The sequence below is a fragment of the Serratia sp. GW822-FHT06E05 genome, assembly GCF_058799445.1.
The window spans coordinates 306,291-327,508 of record NZ_JBXALM010000002.1 but is presented as its reverse complement, the minus strand read 5'-3'; the positions used below and the strand labels follow the sequence as shown (position 1 = coordinate 327,508).

At 56.7% G+C, this 21,218-nt stretch carries 20 protein-coding genes; 16 read left to right on the top strand and 4 right to left on the bottom strand.

Translation table 11 applies throughout. The features are described 5' to 3' along the window. Nucleotides 1–28 precede the first annotated feature (28 nt). Nucleotides 29–958, bottom strand: a complete 930-nt coding sequence (locus AC1RKC_RS09140) for a LysR family transcriptional regulator (protein ID WP_234530383.1) — start codon at nucleotides 956–958, stop codon at nucleotides 29–31. Between the two features lie 98 nt (nucleotides 959–1,056). Here AC1RKC_RS09140 and pcp point away from each other — a divergent pair, with 98 nt between their 5' ends. Continuing rightward, nucleotides 1,057–1,704, top strand: a complete 648-nt coding sequence (gene pcp, locus AC1RKC_RS09135) for a pyroglutamyl-peptidase I (RefSeq protein ID WP_234530382.1) — start codon at nucleotides 1,057–1,059, stop codon at nucleotides 1,702–1,704. Between the two features lie 44 nt (nucleotides 1,705–1,748). Here pcp and curA read toward each other — a convergent pair whose 3' ends face one another. The 3 genes from curA to ydgT all read right to left on the bottom strand — a co-directional run bounded on the left by curA (nucleotide 1,749) and on the right by ydgT (nucleotide 3,647). Next, nucleotides 1,749–2,783, bottom strand: a complete 1,035-nt coding sequence (gene curA / locus AC1RKC_RS09130; protein ID WP_234530380.1) for an NADPH-dependent curcumin/dihydrocurcumin reductase — start codon at nucleotides 2,781–2,783, stop codon at nucleotides 1,749–1,751. 77 nt (nucleotides 2,784–2,860) lie between these two features. Continuing rightward, entirely contained in the window at nucleotides 2,861–3,280 is a 420-nt protein-coding gene (gene uspC / locus AC1RKC_RS09125; RefSeq protein ID WP_020827544.1) for a universal stress protein UspC, read from the bottom strand. A gap of 151 nt (nucleotides 3,281–3,431) precedes the next feature. Then, a complete protein-coding gene (gene ydgT / locus AC1RKC_RS09120) occupies nucleotides 3,432–3,647 on the bottom strand; it encodes a transcription modulator YdgT (protein ID WP_012145712.1) in 216 nt (71 codons plus the stop codon). A gap of 1,404 nt (nucleotides 3,648–5,051) precedes the next feature. Between ydgT and flhD the strand changes: the two genes are divergently transcribed. The 15 genes from flhD to AC1RKC_RS09045 all read left to right on the top strand — a co-directional run bounded on the left by flhD (nucleotide 5,052) and on the right by AC1RKC_RS09045 (nucleotide 21,141). After that, complete coding sequence (gene flhD, locus AC1RKC_RS09115; protein WP_020827542.1) at nucleotides 5,052–5,402, top strand: flagellar transcriptional regulator FlhD; 351 nt, start codon at nucleotides 5,052–5,054, stop codon at nucleotides 5,400–5,402. After that, nucleotides 5,402–5,986 (top strand): flagellar transcriptional regulator FlhC, encoded by a 585-nt coding sequence (gene flhC / locus AC1RKC_RS09110; RefSeq protein ID WP_020827541.1) that lies wholly within the window; start codon nucleotides 5,402–5,404, stop codon nucleotides 5,984–5,986. Before flhD ends, flhC begins: the two co-directional genes overlap by 1 nt. Nucleotides 5,987–6,144: 158 nt before the next feature. Continuing rightward, nucleotides 6,145–7,035 (top strand): flagellar motor stator protein MotA, encoded by an 891-nt coding sequence (gene motA, locus AC1RKC_RS09105; protein ID WP_020827540.1) that lies wholly within the window; start codon nucleotides 6,145–6,147, stop codon nucleotides 7,033–7,035. Beyond that, nucleotides 7,032–7,997 carry a flagellar motor protein MotB gene (motB, locus tag AC1RKC_RS09100; protein ID WP_020827539.1) on the top strand — a complete coding sequence of 322 codons (966 nt, stop codon included), beginning with the start codon at nucleotides 7,032–7,034 and terminating at the stop codon, nucleotides 7,995–7,997. The genes motA and motB overlap by 4 nt, the downstream gene beginning before the upstream one ends. A gap of 4 nt (nucleotides 7,998–8,001) precedes the next feature. Then, nucleotides 8,002–9,975, top strand: coding sequence for a chemotaxis protein CheA (gene cheA / locus AC1RKC_RS09095; protein ID WP_144408514.1), 1,974 nt, complete (start codon nucleotides 8,002–8,004; stop codon nucleotides 9,973–9,975). Nucleotides 9,976–10,007: 32 nt separating this feature from the next. Further along, complete coding sequence (cheW, locus tag AC1RKC_RS09090) at nucleotides 10,008–10,508, top strand: chemotaxis protein CheW (protein WP_020827537.1); 501 nt, start codon at nucleotides 10,008–10,010, stop codon at nucleotides 10,506–10,508. Between the two features lie 171 nt (nucleotides 10,509–10,679). Next, a complete protein-coding gene (locus AC1RKC_RS09085; protein ID WP_046373238.1) occupies nucleotides 10,680–12,350 on the top strand; it encodes a methyl-accepting chemotaxis protein in 1,671 nt (556 codons plus the stop codon). Nucleotides 12,351–12,434: 84 nt separating this feature from the next. Beyond that, nucleotides 12,435–14,060 (top strand): methyl-accepting chemotaxis protein, encoded by a 1,626-nt coding sequence (locus tag AC1RKC_RS09080; RefSeq protein WP_020827535.1) that lies wholly within the window; start codon nucleotides 12,435–12,437, stop codon nucleotides 14,058–14,060. A gap of 28 nt (nucleotides 14,061–14,088) precedes the next feature. After that, the gene (gene cheR, locus AC1RKC_RS09075; RefSeq protein ID WP_041414709.1) at nucleotides 14,089–14,961 is read left to right on the top strand and encodes a protein-glutamate O-methyltransferase CheR; all 873 of its coding nucleotides are present in this window, start codon (nucleotides 14,089–14,091) and stop codon (nucleotides 14,959–14,961) included. After that, on the top strand, nucleotides 14,961–16,010 hold the full coding sequence (locus AC1RKC_RS09070) for a protein-glutamate methylesterase/protein-glutamine glutaminase (RefSeq protein WP_048760294.1): 1,050 nt from the start codon (nucleotides 14,961–14,963) through the stop codon (nucleotides 16,008–16,010). The genes cheR and AC1RKC_RS09070 overlap by 1 nt, the downstream gene beginning before the upstream one ends. Before the next feature lie 284 nt (nucleotides 16,011–16,294). Continuing rightward, on the top strand, nucleotides 16,295–16,684 hold the full coding sequence (gene cheY / locus AC1RKC_RS09065; RefSeq protein WP_020827532.1) for a chemotaxis response regulator CheY: 390 nt from the start codon (nucleotides 16,295–16,297) through the stop codon (nucleotides 16,682–16,684). A 12-nt stretch (nucleotides 16,685–16,696) separates the two neighbouring features. Further along, on the top strand, nucleotides 16,697–17,341 hold the full coding sequence (gene cheZ / locus AC1RKC_RS09060; protein WP_041414707.1) for a protein phosphatase CheZ: 645 nt from the start codon (nucleotides 16,697–16,699) through the stop codon (nucleotides 17,339–17,341). A 173-nt stretch (nucleotides 17,342–17,514) separates the two neighbouring features. Beyond that, nucleotides 17,515–18,666 (top strand): flagellar biosynthesis protein FlhB, encoded by a 1,152-nt coding sequence (gene flhB / locus AC1RKC_RS09055; RefSeq protein ID WP_493092346.1) that lies wholly within the window; start codon nucleotides 17,515–17,517, stop codon nucleotides 18,664–18,666. After that, complete coding sequence (flhA, locus tag AC1RKC_RS09050) at nucleotides 18,659–20,737, top strand: flagellar biosynthesis protein FlhA (RefSeq protein ID WP_020827529.1); 2,079 nt, start codon at nucleotides 18,659–18,661, stop codon at nucleotides 20,735–20,737. The genes flhB and flhA overlap by 8 nt, the downstream gene beginning before the upstream one ends. After that, nucleotides 20,737–21,141 (top strand): flagellar protein FlhE, encoded by a 405-nt coding sequence (locus AC1RKC_RS09045; RefSeq protein ID WP_020827528.1) that lies wholly within the window; start codon nucleotides 20,737–20,739, stop codon nucleotides 21,139–21,141. The genes flhA and AC1RKC_RS09045 overlap by 1 nt, the downstream gene beginning before the upstream one ends. The last annotated feature ends 77 nt before the right edge of the window (nucleotides 21,142–21,218 follow it).

Genomic DNA, 21,218 nt, shown 5'->3' with positions numbered 1-21,218 from the left:
GCCTTAATCGTAGCAGGAGGGGCGCTTCTCATTCACTCTTCCCCCAGTTCAGTTGGGTAAGGGTGTCGCACAGCCAGGTCAGCGCCGGATCGCGCCGGGCCTGGCGACCGGCAACCAGATCGATAGAAAACGTACTCACCGCCAGTTCTGCCGGTAGCGGCAGAAAGCGTACCTTCGCCGGATCGGCAAACTGGCTGGCGACGCTGAGTGCCAGGGTTGCAATCAGATCGCTGCCGGCGACGACCGCAGGCAGCGCCACGATATGCGAAAATGTTGCGGCCACGCGTCGCTCCAGCCCCAGTTCCGCCAGTCGACGATCGATAATCCCGCGGGCGGAGCCGTCGTCCGAGGGCGCGTAAAGGGCATGGGGCAGGCCGACGTATTGCGCCAAGCCCCAACTTTCGGCAGCTAACCGCGAATGATGTCGGCTGGCGATACAGGTAAAGCTTTCGGTAAACAACGGCTGCACCAGCATGCCCTTCACCGCCTCGATATGCCCGCCCAATGCCACATCTATTTCGCCACTCTCAAGCTGTTGCACTACATTGCGGCGATCGAGCCGGGAAACCCGGATATCGATGCCTGGCGCATCCTGCCGCAGTCGGCTGATAATGGTAGGCAGCAGCGTGATATCGGCGTAGTCGCCTGCGGCTAGCCTGAAGCGGCGCTGGCTAGCCGTCGCGGGATCGAAGCGCGTCGGCGGCGTCAGCGTCTGGTGGATTTGTTCCAGTACCGGGTGGATTTGCAGCATCAGTTGGTGAGCACGCGCGGTTGGCAACATGCCGCCGCCGCTGCGGGTAAACAGCGGATCGTCAAACAACAGCCGCAAGCGCGAAAGCGCATTGCTGACCGACGGTTGGGCACGGTTCAGACGTCCGCCGGCAGCGGTGACGTTACGCGTTTGGTATAACGCCTCAAACACCACCAGAAGATTGAGATCGACGCTGGATAAATTCATTTTATGAATACTCTATATACAGATAATCCATTTCCAGAATCATAGCGCGTTGTTTAGGCTGAGAGCACGCGGATTCAATAACAACCTGAGGTGCGATGATGGAAAGGGTATTGGTGACCGGCATTGAGCCGTTTGACGGGGATAAGGTTAACCCTTCTTGGCAGGTAGCGCAGGCGCTGGCGGGAGAGCGGATCGCCGGCGCAGAAGTGGTGGTGCGTCAATTGGCCTGCGTGCTGGGGGTGTCCAACCAGCAGCTGATTGCCGCCATCGAAGAGCTGCGGCCCAAAGCCGTGATCTGCCTGGGGCTGGCCGGTGGGCGCGGCGAAATTTCCGTTGAACGGGTTGCCATCAACCTGATTGACGCCCGCATTCCCGATAACGCCGGAAAACAACCGATAGACATCCCGGTGGTGGAAGGGGGGCCGGTGGGCTATTTTTCCACGCTGCCGGTGAAGGCGATCGTGCATCATTTACACCAGGCAGGCATTCCGGCGGCGGTGTCGCATACGGCAGGCACTTATAATTGCAACCAGCTTTTCTACGGGCTGAGCCATCATATCGCCAGCCAAAATTTGGCGATTAAAGGTGGGTTTATCCACATCCCTTACAGTCATGAGCTGGCGGTCAATCATCCGGGAAAACCCAGCCTGGCGTTAGCCGCAATGATTGAGGCGGTACGCAGTATTGTGCATACCACTCTGACGGTCGATGAGGATTTATCCATCAGTGGCGGTGCGTTGCATTGAAGACATAGCAGGGCGCGGCAGTTCATCACCGCGCCCAGTGGGGATTACTCGTCGGCGACGCGGATCACCAATTTGCCGAAGTTCTTGCCCTGCAACAGGCCAATGAATGCCTGCGGTGCATTTTCCAGTCCGTCGACCAGGTCTTCACGGAATTTGATTTTCCCCTGATCGACCCATTCGCTCATTTGCTGCAGGAATTCATCAAAACCTTCCGCGAAGTCATCGAAAATGATGAAGCCTTGCATGCGGATGCGCTTGCGTAAGATCAAGCCCTGCAGCATCGGCAAGCGGTCCGGCCCGGCGGGCAGGTCGGTGGCGTTATAGTGGGCGATAATCCCGCAGACCGGAATACGTGCCTGGGTATTCAGCAGTGGGATCACCGCATCAAACACCGCACCGCCGACGTTTTCATAATAAATATCGATGCCTTGCGGGCAGGCGGCGGCCAGTTGTTCAGCGAAGTCTGGGGCTCGGTGATCGACACAGGCATCGAAGCCCAGCTCTTCCACCACATAGCGGCATTTCTCTTTACCGCCCGCCACGCCGACTACCCGACAGCCTTTCAGTTTGGCAACCTGCCCGACGACCGAACCGACGGCGCCGCTGGCGGCGGCGACCACCAGGGTTTCACCGGGTTTCGGCTGGCCGATCTCCAGCAGGCCCATATAAGCGGTGAAGCCCGGCATGCCCAGGACGCCAAGCAGACGAGAAGGATGCGCCTGATGAGGGCCGAGGTTACGTAAGCCGCCTCCGTCAGACAGCGCATAATCCTGCCAGCCGTCGTAGCCTAATACCCAGTCGCCGGGTTTGAAATCGGGGTGCTGTGATGTCACGACCCGTGAGACCGTGCCGCCCACCATGGTTTCGCCAATCTGCACCGGCGGAGCATAAGAGGGCGCGTCGCTCATGCGGCCACGCATGTAAGGATCGAGCGACAGGTAGACGGTGCGCAATAACACCTGGCCGGCGGCGGGCTGCGGCGTAGCGACGGTTTCCATACGGAAGTTGTCTGCGACAGGTTCGCCGTGCGGGCGAGAAGCCAACAGAAAACGGCGGTTTTGTTGTGTAGACTGAGACATCAGGCATTCCTTATGCGGACAGAGAGCCTAAGTCTAGTCAATCATCGAAAAGAGCGAATGGCCTAATGTGCTCAGCGTTACAGTGGGATTATCAGCACGTCGATACGGCTAGTGTTGATAAAGCGCGCGGCAGAGCAGGAGATTTTGTTCATCATGCCGTCGCTGTGATTACCGCAAACCACCAGATCAAAAGGTTGCCGTTGGCTGGCATAGTTCAGGCTGTCGGCCAGTTCACCGTGGACAATCAGCGTGTCGGCAATCGGGTAATCCGCCCGCAGGCGAAGTTCTTCCAGAAACAGCAGCGTTTCTTCTTCCATCAGCGCACGTAGATCGCCCAGCATCGGTCCGGCGAAGTTATTGTATATTTCCGGATTGGCAATGGTGCTAAGCAGGGTGATTTTGCCGTTGTAAGGACGCACGATGGAGACGGCTTTTTCAACCAGGCGGTGGCTGTCTGCCGCCACGGCGACGGTAACCAAAACGTTTTGATATCCCATCTTCCACTCCTGTTTCCTGTTGATAGGGTAAAAGGGTAGAGCCTGGTGAAGCGAATAAATGTGGTTTGTATCACGCGCGCCAATAAATCCGAGGAAGTTGCCGTTATTTAGCAATAAAAGATAAAGTACATGCGCGCGTAATTAATGCAAATTATAGCACCTGCGCCCACAGCGTTTTTGGCACCTTACCCAAATCGAACAATTTCCCCGCCACCAGTTCGGCGCGGCGGTGATCCGCTGCACGGTACATGTTGCTGATTTCAATGTCATTATCGATGGAGTAGTTAAGCTTGTCGTACACTTTCTCCACGCTGTCCAAGCTGGTGCATTTGCGGAATGTCATCAGATAATCAAGGGTATCGGTCATGATTAAAATATAGCCTGTTAAGAGTTGTAGCCGAACGAAGAAACATCACCCTGTCATCGTGACAGCAGCAAAGGTGTGATGTGCGACCTGAAAAATTAATTTCAAATAAATAAATTGCGATACGGTAATAATTGGCTGCGCGTGAGTGCCGCTGCAGTGAGAATAATAATATGCCGTTGCGCCGGCGGCAATGCCATCCTGCCGTTCAACATGCAAAATAGGGAAAGCCTCAGGCTAAAGGAGGGGAAACTCCTCGCCAGTTGATGGCGCTGAACAGATGTCGCCTTCCCGTTAGTGCCCAGGCGTAGTCAGTTATGTCTGACGTTGGATATTTTTTCCACGGTTAATGCGTATGTTCAGCCGCTAGCTCCTTTGCCTGCCAACCCCGTAAGTGAGCCAAGACTTCGTCAGGCTGGAATTTGCAATCTGTATGAGATAAATGAAACCCTCATGGAGAATAAAACGAAACCGCGTTTTACTTTATTTGCACAACGGGTAGGGGGGGATGGGTATTATTGAACAATAAACATCAGCGGAGATCTCATTTTTTCAATCGAATAGAAAATTTATTAAAGTTTTAATTAATACTGCCGATAAATCGTTTTGGCATAACTCACGCCAAAAAACCATGCGAAACCTCCCGCTTTCATTCTATTTACCATGAAACATATGGTTACCTCTGTTTTCTTGTTCACAACCTAAGCGAGTCATTGTTAACCGAATGGAAGCATTCGTTGAAAAATAAAACAGGAATTTCTCGCGAGCTTAAGTCAAATCCGAAACCTAATAACCTTATAGTTTACATGCGTTATATTTCAATGCGGATAGTTTATTGTTTATTAAACGGTTATTTATACTGTCTTTATCGGCTACGAGCAGATTTTTGTTCTGTTATTTTAGTTTGGTGATGCTTTTGTTCGAATTGATCTAAAAAAGATATTTTTTTGGCTTATATACATTGTTTTTAAGACGTTTTTTTACTTATGTTTGTTTTGTGAGCGAAAATGCGGTTAAAAACCATACTGGTAACGGGCTATTTGGCTTAATTATTTTTTATTTTTGTGATCTAGATCACATTGTATTTAAAATTGCCTCTCACTTACATTGTGTGTGCTAATGGTTCAGGGGTAGAGTTGCGCTGCATTAGGAATAATCTTATTAATTTTGTAAAAATAGTTTCACGGTGATTAAACACTGCTGAAGCAAAATGCTGTACATCCATACACGTTGGTTTACGCACGTATCAAATACTGAATGATGGTCCGAATTTAGTGATGTTGAAAAATTTATAACGGTCGTTATTCAGGGTTTCATTTGCCAACTTAGGGAACAAACCCAGGTCACGGGCGATAAAAATTATCACCCAGCGTATGTTTTTAAACATAGTCTGTCGGGATGGGGAATATGGGTACGTCTGAATTACTTAAGCATATTTATGACATCAATTTGTCGTATTTACTTTTAGCACAGCGTCTGATTAATGATGAAAAAGCATCGGCAATGTTCCGTCTGGGTATCGACGAAACCATGGCCGATGCGCTTGTTCAACTTACGTTACCGCAAATGGTCAAATTGGCTGAAACCAACCAGCTGGTTTGTCACTTCCGCTTTAACGATCACCAAACCATCGAGCGTCTGACGAAAGAGTCTCGCGTGGACGATCTGCAGCAAATCCATACCGGTATTTTGCTCTCAAGCCATTTACTGCAAGAACTGTCGGCGAAAGACGGCAGTGCGACGAAGAAAAGAGCTTGATGATGGCAGAGAAAAGTATTGTTCAGGAAGCCAAGGATATTCAGCTGGCCATGGAGCTGATTACACTGGGTGCGCGTTTGCAGATGTTGGAAAGCGAAACGCAGCTCAGCCGTGGGCGTTTGATCAAGCTCTATAAGGAGTTACGCGGCAGTCCACCGCCGAAAGGGATGTTGCCGTTCTCGACGGACTGGTTTATGACCTGGGAACAGAACATCCATTCATCGATGTTCTACAACGCCTACAGTTTCCTGATGAAAAGCGGGCACTGCACGGGCGTTGAAGCAGTGATTAAAGCCTATCGCCTGTATCTGGAACAGTGCCCGCACCAGCCGGGTGAGCCGCCGTTGCTGGCGCTGACGCGAGCCTGGACGCTGGTGCGCTTCGTCGATAGCGGCATGCTGCAGCTTTCTGCCTGCAACTGCTGCGGTGGCACTTTTATCACCCACGCGCACCAACCGTTGAACAATTTTGTTTGCAGTTTATGCCAACCCCCATCCCGCGCAGTAAAAAGACGTAAACTTTCGCCGCAACTGGCCGATATTATTCCTCAACTGCTGGACGAGCAGGTTAAACGCGCAATTTGAGCCGGCGGCAGCGCCGGTTTATCCAGATTTAAACCGATTGGTGAAATGCAGGGTTCGGCGTGCCGAACCCAAAGGCGCAGCTCAGCCTGTTGTGCCTGTGCGGCTCATATGCGCGCTTAGCCCACCTTCCATCCACATTGTTAATTTAAGGAATGCGTGTGTTAGTTATTTTGGGTTATCTCGTGGTATTGGGTGCGGTCTTTGGGGGCTACCTGATTGTGGGGGGCCATCTGGGCGCGCTTTATCAGCCGGCAGAATTTCTGATTATCGGCGGCGCGGGTATCGGCGCTTTTATCGTGGGCAACAACGGTAAGGCGATAAAATCCACCCTGCGCGCCATTCCCAAGCTGATGCGTCGTTCGAAATACAGCAAAGATCTCTACATGGATCTGATGGCGCTGCTGTTCCGGCTGCTGGCCAAATCCCGTCAACAAGGCATGCTTTCCCTCGAGTTCGATATTGATAATCCGCAGGAAAGTGAAATTTTCTCTAATTATCCCCGCATTCTTGCCGATAACACCTTGGTGGAGTTTATTACCGATTACTTACGGCTGATGGTGAGCGGCAACATGAATGCCTTTGAGATCGAAGCCTTGATGGACGAAGAGATCGAAACCTTTGAACAGGAAAGCGAGGTGCCGGCAGGCAGCCTGGCGATGGTCGGTGACTCGTTGCCGGCCTTCGGCATTGTTGCGGCGGTGATGGGGGTGGTGCATGCGCTGGCCTCGGCCGACCGCCCGGCAGCCGAACTGGGGGCGTTGATCGCCAACGCGATGGTCGGCACCTTCCTGGGCATTTTGCTGGCTTACGGCTTTATCTCACCGCTGGCGACCCTGTTGCGACAAAAGAGTGCCGAAAACGTCAAAATGATGCAGTGCATCAAGGTCACTTTGTTGTCCAGTTTGAATGGCTACGCGCCGCAGATTGCGGTCGAATTCGGCCGTAAAACGCTGTACACCACCGAACGTCCCTCCTTCGTTGAGCTGGAAGAACATGTGCGTCGCGTGAAGGCGCCGGCACAGCAGGCGACGGAAGAAGAACAGGCATGAAACAGAATCACCCGGTTGTTTTGGTCAGAAAACGCAAGTCGCATCACGCCAGCCATCATGGGGGTTCCTGGAAGATTGCCTACGCCGATTTTATGACGGCAATGATGGCTTTCTTCCTGGTGATGTGGCTGCTGGCAATCGCCAGCCCGCAGGAACTGACGCAAATCGCCGAATACTTCCGCACGCCGCTGAAGGTGGCGCTGACTTCCGGCGACAAGAGCAGCTCTGAAAGCAGCCCGATCCCCGGCGGCGGCGACGACCCTACCCAGCAAGACGGGTTGGTGAAAAAGCAGATTGATACGCTCGAGAAGCGTGACGAAGAGCTGCGGCTGAACAAGCTGCGGGAAAAACTGGACGAACTGATTGAGTCCGATCCGCGCCTGAAAGCGCTGCGGCCGCATCTGTTGATCAACATGATGGATGAAGGCTTGCGCATTCAGATCATCGACAGTCAAAACCGTCCGATGTTCAAAACCGGCAGCGCGCAGGTAGAAAGCTACATGCGCGACATCCTGCGGGCGATTGCGCCGATCCTCAATGACCTGCCGAACAAAATCAGCCTGTCCGGCCACACCGACGATATTCCTTACGCCACCGGCGAGCGCGGTTACAGCAACTGGGAGCTTTCGGCCGATCGTGCCAACGCGTCGCGGCGCGAGCTGATTGCCGGCGGGCTCTCGGAAGGGAAGGTCCTGCGGGTGGTCGGCATGGCCGCCACCATGAGCCTGAAACAACACGGCGCCGACGATGCCATCAACCGTCGCATTACCGTACTGGTGCTCAACAAACAAACCCAGCAGGGCATTGAACATGAAAATGGCGAAAGCAACGCGATGGAGATTGCCCAGCCGGTCGATTTAAAACCGTTGGCCCCGTCGGCGACGGCTCCGGCCACCCTCATTGCACCGGAGCAGCCGGCGGCTGTCCCTGCACCGACTAACAGCGACTCACAGCAGAGGTGACCCCGTGAGCATGGATATTAGTGCGTTTTATCAGACCTTTTTTGATGAAGCAGACGAGTTGCTGGCCGACATGGAGCAACACCTTCTGGAGCTGGATCCGCTGGCTCCGGACATTGAGCCGCTGAACGCCATTTTTCGCGCAGCGCACTCGATCAAGGGCGGTGCGGCGACCTTTGGCTTTTCGGTGCTGCAGGAAACCACCCACCTGCTGGAGAACCTGTTGGACGGTGCGCGGCGTCAGGAAATGAGCCTGAGCACCGAGATTATAAACCTGTTTCTGGAAACCAAAGACATTATGCAGGAGCAACTGGACGCTTATAAAACTTCGCAAAAGCCTGACGTCGACAGCTTTGAATACATCTGTCAGGCGTTGCGGCAGCTTGCGTTGGACGCACAGCAGCAAGATGCCCCCGCAGCACCTGCCGTCGCGCAACACGCCGTCGCAGCACCGGCGGCCATCGAAGGCGGCATGCGGGTTTGTCTGTGTGGTCTGAAGCCGAACGAAGTCCCGTTGATGCTGGAAGAGTTGGGCAACCTGGGTGAGGTGAAAAACCCGCATCAGACCGAAAACAGCCTGGAAGTGACGCTGCTGACCTCCGCCAGCGAAGATGACATCAGCGCGGTGCTGTGTTTTGTACTGGAGCCGGAGCAAATCAGTTTCACCACGCCGCCTCAGGCTGAGCTGCCGCCGGTAGCGATCGAGCCGGTCGCTGCCGTTGCCGTTGCGCCCGTGGCCGCCAAACCGGCGCCGACGGTGGCGGAAACGCCCAAACCGCGCGCCAAGGCCAGCGAATCCACCAGCATCCGCGTAGCGGTAGAAAAAGTGGACCAATTGATCAACCTGGTCGGGGAGTTGGTGATCACCCAGTCGATGCTGGCGCAGCGCTCCGGCAGTCTGGATCCGGTGAATCACGGCGATCTGCTCAACAGCATGAGCCAGTTGGAACGCAACGCACGCGACCTGCAAGAGTCGGTGATGTCGATCCGTATGATGCCGATGGAATACGTATTCAGCCGCTTCCCTCGTCTGGTGCGCGATCTGGCCGGCAAGCTGAACAAGCAGGTGGAATTGCAGCTGCAGGGCAGTTCTACCGAACTGGATAAGAGCCTGATTGAACGCATTATCGATCCTCTGACGCACCTGGTGCGCAACAGCCTGGATCACGGCATTGAAGATCCGGCCACGCGCCTCGCGGCGGGCAAGTCGGAGGTGGGGAACCTGATCCTGTCGGCAGAGCATCAGGGCGGCAATATCTGTATCGAAGTCACCGACGACGGCGCCGGCCTGAACCGCGAGAAAATTCTCGCCAAAGCGGCCTCGCAGGGGCTGGCGGTCAGCGACAGCATGAGCGACGAAGACGTCGGCATGCTTATTTTTGCGCCGGGCTTTTCTACCGCGGAACAGGTGACCGACGTCTCCGGCCGTGGCGTCGGCATGGACGTGGTGAAGCGAAATATTCAGGAAATGGGTGGGCATGTCGAAATCCATTCCCAGGCGGGCAAGGGGACCTCTATCCGGATCTTGCTGCCGTTAACGCTGGCGATCCTCGATGGCATGTCGGTCAAGGTGAACAATGAAGTGTTTATCCTGCCGCTCAACGCGGTAATGGAATCGCTGCAGCCGCAGGCTGAAGATCTGCATCCGTTGGCCGGTGGCGAGCGGGTGTTGCAGGTGCGCGGGGAATATTTGCCGCTGGTGGAGCTGTTCCGGGTGTTCGACGTGGCGGGGGCCAAAACCGACGCCACCCAGGGCATTGTGGTGATCCTGCAAAGCGCCGGCCGCCGCTATGCGCTGTTGGTGGATCAACTGATCGGCCAGCATCAGGTGGTGGTGAAAAATCTGGAAAGCAACTATCGCAAGGTGCCGGGCATTTCCGCCGCCACCATTCTCGGTGACGGCAGCGTGGCGCTGATTGTCGATGTCTCGGCGCTGCAAACCCTGAACCGCGAGCAGCGTCAGACGGACGCGGCTGCATAATAATTAATCTATTGATTTAAAGGGTGAATGACATGGCAGGACTGGCAACCGTCAGCAAACTGGCTGGCGAAACGGTAGGGCAGGAGTTCCTGATTTTTACCTTGGGTAACGAGGAATACGGCATTGATATCCTCAAGGTGCAGGAGATCCGCGGTTACGATCAGGTTACGCGCATTGCCAATACTCCGGCCTTTATCAAGGGCGTCACCAACCTGCGCGGCGTGATTGTGCCGATTATCGATTTGCGGGTGAAGTTCGCCCAGCAGGACGTGTCCTACGATGAAAACACCGTGGTGATCGTGTTGAACTTTGGTCAGCGGGTGGTGGGTATTGTGGTTGACGGCGTGTCTGACGTGCTGTCGCTGACCACCGAACAGATCCGCCCGGCGCCGGAGTTTGCCGTGACGCTGGCCACCGAATACCTCACCGGGCTGGGCTCGTTGGGCGAACGCATGCTGATCCTGGTCGATATCGAAAAGCTGCTGAGCAGCGAAGAGATGTCACTGGTCGACAGCGTAGCGAAAAGCGCCTGATCCCCTACCCGTAGGGGCGCGGCATGCCGCGCCCTGATTCGAAAACTGGACAAACCCAAACTCTGCACAAAATAGTTACCTCTTCTCATAAAGTTCTTCCCCGCCGCGCCGATAACTCTGTCAATCAACGTAATCAGGGCCTGTCCGCGCGGGCGTTCAACAAGGGAAAACATGTTTAATCGTATGAAGGTGGTCACCAGCCTGTTACTGGTGCTGGTGTTATTTGGCGCCTTGCAGCTGGTTTCAGGCGGGCTCTTTTTCTCCTCACTGAAGAATGACAAAGAAAACTTCGCCGTTTTGCAGACCATTCGCCAGCAGCAGTCCGAGCTGAACGAAAGCTGGGTCAACCTGCTGCAGGCTCGCAACACGCTGAACCGTGCCGGTATTCGTCACATGATGGACGCCAATAACATCGGCAGCGGCGCCAGCGTCACCGAACTGTTGGCTCGCGCCAAGAGCAACCTGGTGGTTGCGGAACAGCACTATGCTGCCTATGACAAAATTCCTCTCGACGCCCGTCAGGACGCGCAATCGGCCGAAAAGCTGAAACAGCAATACGGCATCTTGCAGGGCGCGTTGACCGAACTGACCCAACTGCTGGGTGAAGGCAAAATCAACGCATTCTTTGATCAGCCGACGCAAAGCTATCAGGACGCGTTCGAAGACATCTACAACATCTATCTGGCGCAAAACGACAAGCTTTACCAGACCGCGGTTGAAGACAGCAATAAGTCATTCAGCTTCGCCATCTGGACGCTGGTGGTGGTGCTGTTGGTGGTACTGGCCGTGATTGTGCTGGTGTGGAGCGGTATTCACCACATTCTGGTGCGCCCGCTGAACCGAATGATCGAACACATCAAGATGATTGCCGCCGGCGATTTGACTCAGCCGATCGCCGTGACCAGCCGCAATGAAATGGGCGTGCTGGCAGCCAGCCTCAAGCATATGCAGAGCGAATTGATCGACACCGTCAGCGGCGTGCGTCAGGGGGCCGACGCCATCTACAGCGGCGCTTCCGAAATTGCCGCCGGCAACAACGATCTCTCTTCACGTACCGAACAACAGGCTGCCTCGCTGGAAGAAACCGCCGCCAGCATGGAGCAGCTGACCGCGACGGTGAAACAGAACGCCGAAAATGCCCGTCAGGCCAGCCAACTGGCATTGAGCGCCTCCGAAACCGCGCAGAAAGGCGGCAAGGTGGTGGCTAACGTGGTGCAGACCATGCACGACATCGCCGGCAGTTCGCAGAAAATTGCCGACATTACCGGCGTGATCGACGGCATTGCCTTCCAGACCAATATCCTGGCGCTGAACGCGGCGGTCGAAGCGGCGCGTGCCGGTGAACAGGGCCGTGGCTTTGCGGTGGTGGCCGGTGAAGTGCGTAACCTGGCGCAGCGCAGTGCCCAGGCGGCGAAAGAAATCAAAGGCCTGATCGAAGACTCCGTCAATCGCGTCGATATGGGCTCGGTACTGGTAGAAAGCGCCGGGGAAACCATGGGCGATATCGTCAATGCCGTGACCCGCGTTACCGACATCATGGGTGAAATCGCTTCGGCGTCGGACGAACAGAGCCGCGGTATCGATCAGGTCGGCCAGGCGGTGGCGGAAATGGACCGCGTCACTCAGCAGAACGCCTCGTTGGTAGAAGAGTCCGCGTCTGCGGCAGCGGCGCTGGAAGAACAGGCCAGCATGCTTACCCAGTCCGTGGCGGTATTCCGCTTGAAAGCGGCAGGTCAGGAAGAGTTCAAAATGCCCGTCAGCAGCAAGGCGGCAGTAACACCGGTACTCAATCATAAAAAAATGAACGCCAGCGATCCGCAGGATAACTGGGAAACGTTCTAACCGGCATTGGGCCTCCCTGCATTCCCGGGGGAGGCCGATTCCCCGTCGTAAGCTGGCCATCGGCCGGCTGCAAGGAGGTTCATAGTGTTTAACCGAATCCGCGTCTCTACCAGCTTGTTTCTGTTGTTGATGACTTTTTGTGTTATGCAGTTGGCCACCAGCGGCTTGTCGTACACCGCTTTCCGTTCCGATAACCACAATCTGAACCTGATCACCCTCGGTAGCCAACAGCGCGACGCCCTCAGCCTGAGCTGGGTTTCCCTGCTGCAGGCCCGCAATACGCTGAACCGTGCCGGGACCCGTGCGGCGCTCAAACTGCCGCAGGATCAGGTCAATGCCTTGATGGGCAACGCGCGCAGTTCGCTGCAGAAAGCCGACCTCTATTTCAACCAGTTCCTGGCCGTGCCGCGTAACAGCGAGCAGGAACAGCAGCTGACCGAAACCACCAAAGCCAGTTACGACCGGTTGCGCAGCGCGTTACGTGAGCTGATCGGTTTCCTGGAAAACGATCGGCTGCAGGCCTTTATGGACCAGCCGACGCAGAAAACTCAGGATCTGTTTGAAGCGGATTTTGTCCAGTATCTGCAGTTGGTAAACGCCAACGTGAGCGAAGCCAATGCGGCGAATCAGCAATCCTTCACCCTGTCCGGTTGGTTGGTGGCCGGTGCGGTACTGATGTTGCTGGTGGTGACCGGCAGCGCCATGTGGTGGTTACGCAATATGCTGGTGCAGCCGCTGAACATTATGCGCAGTCATTTTGACCGCATTGCAGCCGGCGATCTGGCCACGCCGATTCAGGTGTATGGCCGCAATGAGATCAGCCAACTGTTCGCCAGTTTACAGCGCATGCAGCAGTCGCTGATCGGCACCGTTGGTGCGGTACGTGACGGTGCCGAGTCGATCCTGATTGGCCTGCAGGAAATCTCCGAAGGCAACAACGATCTCTCTTCCCGCACCGAGCAGCAGGCCGCCTCGCTGGAAGAAACGGCCGCCAGCATGGAACAGTTGACCGCGACGGTGAAACAGAACGCCGATAACGCACGTCAGGCCTCTCAGCTGGCGCGTGACGCCTCTACCACCGCAGCCAAGGGCGGCGAACTGGCGGGCGACGTGGTGACCACCATGCATGACATTGCCAACAGTTCGCAGAAGATTGGCGCTATTACCAGCGTTATCGACGGCATTGCCTTCCAGACCAATATCCTGGCATTGAACGCAGCGGTCGAGGCGGCGCGTGCCGGTGAGCAGGGGCGCGGTTTTGCGGTGGTGGCGGGCGAAGTGCGTAATCTGGCACAGCGCAGCGCCCAGGCGGCAAAAGAAATCAAAGGTCTGATCGACGAATCGGTCAGCCGGGTCAAGCAAGGTTCGGTGCTGGTGGAAAACTCCGGTGCCACCATGCAGGACATCGTCCGTTCGGTCACCCGGGTTACCGACATCATGGGCGAAATCGCCTCGGCATCCGACGAACAAAGCCGCGGCATTGAACAGGTCACGCAGGCCGTGACCCAAATGGATCAGGTAACCCAGCAGAACGCCGCGCTGGTAGAAGAAGCCGCCTCGGCGGCCACCGCACTGGAGGATCAGGCGATTACCCTGGCCGATGCGGTGTCGGTATTCCGCCTGGCGGACGATAACTTCACCGCGCAGGCCAACCATCAAGACGCAGTTTCACCCGTGGTAAAGGAAGCCCCAGATTGTCAAACCGCATAAGCAGCCCGTTTTTTTTGAGTGATATGGCATGAAGCCGGCGCCGTCGAACCCTAACAGAGACCCTGCGACATTGTTGACGCAGATGGTGCAGCGCCTGCCATTGCTGGACGTGCATTTTCGTCGCATCAGCCAACTGATTTATCAGCGTGCCGGCATCGTGCTGGCAGAGCACAAGCGCGAGATGGTTTATAACCGCCTGGTGCGACGCCTGCGGCTGCTGGGCCTGAACGACTTTGGCGATTATTTGGCGCTGCTGGAAAGCGATCCTAACAGCGCCGAATGGCAGGCGTTTATCAATGCCCTGACCACCAACCTGACGGCGTTTTTCCGCGAAGCGCATCACTTCCCGATCCTGGCGGAGCACGCGCGTCAGCGGCCGAACGGCTACAGCGTGTGGAGCACGGCGGCCTCGACCGGCGAAGAGCCTTATTCGATTGCCATCACCTTAAGTGAGGTGCTCGGGCAGCGCGCCACCGGCTGCCAGGTATGGGCCAGCGATATCGATACCCAGGTGCTGGAGAAAGCGGAAGCGGGCGTTTATCGCCAGGAAGATCTGCGTACCCTGACGCCGGCGCAGATGCAGCGTTATTTCCTGCGCGGCACCGGTCCGCATCAGGGGTTGGTGCGGGTGCGGCCGGAGCTGGCGGGGAGGGTGAATTTTCAGACGCTCAACCTGTTGGCGCCAGAGTGGGCGTTGCCGGGGCAATTCGACGCCATTTTCTGCCGCAACGTGATGATCTATTTCGATAAGGCGACACAGGAGCGCATTCTGCGCCGCTTCGTGCCCTTGCTTAAACCGGGGGGCCTGATGTTTGCCGGCCACTCCGAGAATTTCAGCCAGATCAGCCGGGATTTCTACTTGCGTGGGCAGACCGTGTATGGCCTGACCAAGGAGAGGTAATGAATAAAATCAGAGTATTGAGCGTAGACGATTCGGCCCTGATGCGGCAGCTGATGACCGAAATTGTCAACAGCCATCCCGATATGGAGATGGTGGCGAGCGCGCCCGACCCTCTGGTCGCGCGCGATCTGATCAAAAAGTTTAACCCGCAGGTGCTGACGCTGGACGTCGAAATGCCGCGCATGGACGGCCTCGACTTCCTCGAAAAACTGATGCGTCTGCGGCCGATGCCGGTGGTGATGGTGTCGTCGCTGACAGGCCAGGGGTCGGAAATTACGCTGCGCGCGCTGGAGCTGGGGGCGGTGGATTTTGTCACCAAACCGCAGCTTGGTATCCGCGAAGGCATGTTGGCCTACAGCGAGCTGATAGCCGAAAAAATTCGCACCGCGGCCAAGGCGCGCTTGCCGCAACGCTCCAGCAGCCCGGCACCGGCGATCCTCAGCCATACGCCGCTGTTGAGCAGCGAAAAACTGATTGCCATCGGGGCCTCTACCGGCGGCACCGAAGCCATTCGGCAGGTGCTGCAACCGCTGCCGGCCACCAGCCCGGCGTTGTTGATCACCCAGCATATGCCGCCGGGGTTTACGCGCTCGTTCGCCGAGCGGCTGAACAAGCTGTGCCAGATTACGGTGAAAGAGGCCGAGGACGGCGAACGCGTGCTGCCGGGCCATGCCTACATCGCACCGGGCGATCGCCATATGGAACTGTCACGCAGCGGTGCCAACTATCAGGTGAAGCTGCATGACGGCCCGGCGGTCAACCGTCACCGGCCATCGGTAGACGTGCTTTTCCGCTCGGTTGCGCAGTACGCCGGTCGAAATGCAGTTGGCGTGATCCTGACCGGCATGGGCAATGACGGCGCGGCGGGCATGTTGGAAATGCATCGTGCCGGTGCCTATACCCTGGCGCAAAACGAGGCCAGCTGTGTGGTGTTCGGCATGCCGCGTGAGGCGATCGCCACCGGTGGGGTGAATGAAGTTGTCGAACTGGATCGCATGAGCCAACGCATGCTGGCGCAAATTGCCGGTGGCCAGGCGCTGCGTATTTGATTTTTACCCTTAATTATACCCGTCGCCTTTCGAGCCGCAGCGTTGTTACCTGCTTACAAGGCCCATCCATGGTCCTTGCCCTTTCAGGGCCGCTGCAAGCAGCGTTCAAATCTGTTCCCGACAGATTTGTCGCTCACCCCAGTCACTTACTTGAGTAAGTTCCTGAGGATGAGCGAGCTGGTCGCCTGCTGCAACTCGAAATTCATAGGGTATATAGGGGGTTATAGCGAACAGCTGCCGTGAGGCTGGCTGTTGTTTGGATTAGGTAAACCTTGGGAGTATATATGGCAGATAAGAGTCTCAGATTTCTGGTGGTGGATGACTTTTCCACTATGCGTCGCATCGTCAGAAACTTGCTGAAAGAGTTGGGATTCAACAACGTAGAAGAGGCCGAGGACGGTGCGGATGCGCTGAACAAACTGCGTGCCGGCGGCTTCGATTTCGTGGTGTCCGACTGGAACATGCCGAACATGGATGGTCTGGAACTGTTGCAAACCATTCGTGCCGATGGCGCATTGGCGGCGATGCCAGTGCTGATGGTGACGGCGGAAGCCAAGAAAGAAAACATTATCGCGGCGGCGCAGGCCGGTGCCAGCGGTTACGTGGTGAAACCTTTTACGGCGGCGACGCTGGAAGAAAAGCTCAATAAGATTTTTGAAAAACTGGGCATGTAAGGAGAGAGGGCGATGAGAGACATTCCAATGCCTGCCAGCGATGCGGCAACCGCGGGGGAGATCATCTCGCGCATTGGCCAACTGACGCGGATGCTGCGCGACAGCATGCGCGAACTGGGGCTCGATCAGGCGATCGCCCAGGCGGCAGAGGCAATCCCGGATGCACGCGATCGTCTTGATTACGTGGTCACCATGACGGCGCAGGCGGCGGAACGGGCGTTGAACTGTGTGGAAGCGGCGCAGCCGCGCCAGGCACAGCTGGAGTCCGAAGCCAAAGGATTGAAAGGCCGTTGGGACGAGTGGTTCGCCAACCCGATAGAGTTGGACGACGCCCGTGAATTGGTTACCGATACCCGTCAGTACCTGGATCAGGTGCCGGAACATACGGCGTTCACTAATGCCCAACTGCTGGAAATCATGATGGCGCAGGATTTCCAGGATCTGACCGGCCAGGTGATCAAACGCATGATGGACGTGGTGCAGGAGATTGAAAAGCAGCTGCTGATGGTGCTGATGGAAAATATTCCTGAGCAACCGGCGAAAGAGAAAAAACCGAACGACAGCCTGCTCAATGGCCCGCAGCTCGACCAGAATGGCGCCGGCGTTATCGCCAATCAGGCGCAGGTGGACGATCTTCTGGACAGCCTGGGTTTCTGATAGCTCCTGGGGCGCATTTTGTTGCGCCCCAGACAGGCAGCACTGCTCCTGCGTCCCCAATCTTCCCCATCCCGCAAATAACCGTCCTTTTCTCCCGTTGTTCCACCAATGAAATCAGCATTTTTTTGGCATGCTGACCGCAATTTTATTCCCTCCGGCACAGGAACCGCCCCGTGGCTGAAGACAGCGATCTGGAAAAGAGCGAGGCCCCCACGCCCCATAGGGTGGAGAAGGCACGTGAAGATGGCCAGATCCCGCGTTCCCGCGAGCTGACGTCGGTGCTGATGCTGGTGGCTGGCTTGTCGATCATCTGGGTTTCCGGCGGCAACATGACGCAACAGTTGGCGGCCATGCTGACCCAGGGCCTGAATTTCGACCACGGCATGGTCAGTAACGACAAGCAGATGCTGCGCCAGTTGGCGATGTTGTTACGCCAGGCGGTATGGGCGCTGCTGCCGATCATGGCCGGGTTGGCGCTGGTCGCGCTGACGGCGCCGATGCTGCTGGGCGGCCTGCTGCTGAGCGGTAAATCGCTCAAGTTCGATCTCAAGCGCATGAACCCGCTGTCCGGGCTGAAACGCATCTTTTCCAGCCAGGTGCTGGCGGAGCTGTTGAAGGGCATCCTGAAGGCGACGCTGGTAGGGTGGATCACCGGTTTATACCTGTGGCACAACTGGGCGGCGATGCTGCATCTGGTGACGCAACAGCCGCTCGATGCGCTGGGTAACGCGCTGCGAATGATCATCTTTTGCGGCCTGCTGGTGGTACTCGGGCTGACGCCGATGGTGGCGTTTGACGTGTTTTACCAACTGTGGAGCCACTTCAAAAAGCTGAAGATGACCAAGCAGGATATCCGCGACGAGTTCAAGGAGCAGGAGGGTGACCCGCATGTTAAAGGGCGTATCCGACAGCAACAGCGTGCCGTTGCACGGCGGCGAATGATGGCCGACGTCCCCAAGGCCGACGTTATTGTGACCAACCCGACGCATTACGCCGTCGCGTTGCAGTACAACGATAAAAACATGAGTGCGCCGAAGGTGCTGGCCAAAGGGGCCGGTGAAATTGCGCTGCGCATTCGTGAACTGGGGGCGGAACACCGTATTCCCATGCTCGAAGCACCGCCGCTGGCACGTGCTCTATATCGACACAGCGAGATTGGACAACACATTCCCGCCACCCTGTATGCCGCCGTGGCCGAAGTATTGGCCTGGGTTTACCAGCTGCGACGCTGGCGGCGCGAAGGGGGGCTGATCCCGAAAAAACCTGAACGTTTACCGGTGCCGGAAGCACTGGATTTTGCTGGAGAAAGTAATACAAATGGCTAATTTGGCCGCCTTGCTTCGTTTGCCGGGCAGTTTTAAAGATACGCAGTGGCAGGTGCTGGCCGGCCCGATACTGATCCTGATGATCCTGTCGATGATGGTGCTGCCGTTGCCGGCATTTATCCTCGATCTGCTGTTCACCTTCAATATTGCCTTGTCGATCATGGTGTTGCTGGTAGCGATGTTTACCCAGCGTACGCTTGAATTTGCCGCATTCCCCACCATTTTGCTGTTCTCAACCTTGCTGCGCCTGTCGCTCAACGTAGCTTCGACGCGCATCATCCTGATGGAAGGGCATACCGGATCTGCCGCCGCAGGTCGCGTGGTAGAGGCCTTCGGTCACTTTCTGGTGGGCGGTAACTTCGCCATCGGTATCGTGGTGTTTATCATTTTGGTGCTGATCAACTTTATGGTTATCACCAAGGGTGCCGGGCGTATCGCCGAAGTGGGCGCACGCTTTGTGCTGGACGGCATGCCGGGCAAGCAGATGGCGATCGATGCCGATCTCAACGCCGGTTTGATCGGTGAAGAAGAGGCGAAAAAACGTCGCTCTGAGGTCACGCAGGAAGCGGACTTCTACGGTTCGATGGACGGTGCCAGTAAATTCGTCCGTGGCGATGCGGTCGCCGGTCTGATGATCATGATGTTAAACGTGGTCGGTGGTCTGTTGGTCGGCGTGCTCCAGCACGGAATGGAACTGGGCACGGCGGCGGAAACTTACACCTTGCTGACCATCGGTGACGGCCTGGTGGCGCAGATCCCGGCGTTGGTGATTTCGACCGCCGCCGGCGTGATCGTGACTCGCGTGGCGACCGATCAGGACGTTGGCGAGCAGATGGTTGGCCAACTGTTCAACAACCCGCGGGTTATGTTGCTCAGCGCCGCGGTGCTCGGCCTGCTTGGGCTGGTCCCGGGGATGCCGAACCTGGTATTCCTGCTGTTTACCGCCGCTCTGTTAGGGTTGGCCTGGTGGCTGCGCGGGCGCGATCAGCAAGCGCCCAAAGTGCAGGAAGTGCCGGTCACGCAGGATAATCCGCAGGCGGTGGAAGCCAGTTGGTCTGACGTGCAGCTGGAAGATCCGTTGGGGATGGAGGTCGGTTACCGGCTGATCCCGATGGTGGATTTCCAACAGAATGGTGAATTGCTGGGCCGTATCCGCGGCATCCGTAAAAAATTCGCGCAGGAGATGGGCTATTTGCCACCGGTGGTGCATATCCGCGACAACCTGGAACTGCCGCCGGCCAGCTACCGTATTTTGATGAAGGGCGTAGAAATCGGCAGTGGCGAAGCGCAACCGGGCCGCTGGCTGGCAATTAACCCAGGCAATGCGGTGGGCGAGTTAGCGGGGGATAAAACCACCGATCCGGCGTTTGGGCTGGAAGCGGTATGGATTGACAGCGCGCTGCGCGAGCAGGCGCAGATCCAGGGCTTCACCGTAGTGGAAGCCAGCACGGTGGTCGCGACGCACCTTAATCATTTGATTGGCCAGTTTGCCAGTGAGCTGTTTGGCCGACAGGAAGCCCAGCAATTACTGGATCGCGTCGCACAGGACATGCCGAAGCTGACCGAAGATTTCGTGCCGGGCGTGGTAAGCCTGACTACGCTGCACAAGGTGTTGCAGAACCTGCTGGCGGAACGGGTTTCCATCCGCGATATGCGCACCATTATTGAAACGCTGGCGGAGCATGCCCCATCACAAACCGACCCTTATGAGCTGACCACCGTGGTGCGCGTGGCGCTGGGAAGGGCGATCACCCAACAGTGGTTCCCGGGCAACGGTGAAATTCAGGTGATCGGCCTGGATACCCAGCTCGAGCGTCTGTTACTGCAAGCGCTGCAGGGCGGCGGCGGTTTGGAACCGGGCCTGGCGGATCGTTTGTTGGATCAGGCCAAACAGGCGTTGCAGCGGCAGGAAATGCTCAGCGCGCCGCCGGTACTGTTAGTGAATCACGCACTGCGGGCCTTGCTGGCGCGTTTCCTGCGTCGCAGCTTGCCGCAGATGGTGGTGTTGTCGAATCTGGAGATCAATGACGACCGCCAAATCCGCATGACCTCCACCATTGGGGCCGCATAATGAAACACCGTCTGGCGTTAATTTGCCTGTTAGCGCCGTTGAGCGTGCAGGCAGCATCCGGTTCTTGGGTAGCCGACAGCGTCGGCGCAACGCTGGAATATGGTGGTGAGCGGGGGGAATCGCCGGGGTTACGCGCCCCCAATGCGTTGCCGGACGCCAATGCCCGCATCACCAGCGTAAGCTGGCGTTACCGGCTGCTGGCCGATGAGCCGGCGGGCATGCAGGCGCAGCTTTGCACCCTGACGCGCTGCATTGTGTTGGGCGGCGGCAGCGGTAGCAGCACCGGGCTGAAAGGGGAACCGGCGAACGCCGAGCTGCGCTTTGTTTACTACGTGCAGGCGCGCGGCAGCCTGAATCCGCCGCTGCGCGTGATCAGCAATCAGGTGATTGTGAATTACGAGTAAAACTAAAACGACACAAGCCAGGCTCCTCAGGCCGTTGCCTTTGACCTGGTTTTATTCCGTTGCCCCAAAGCGTGTTT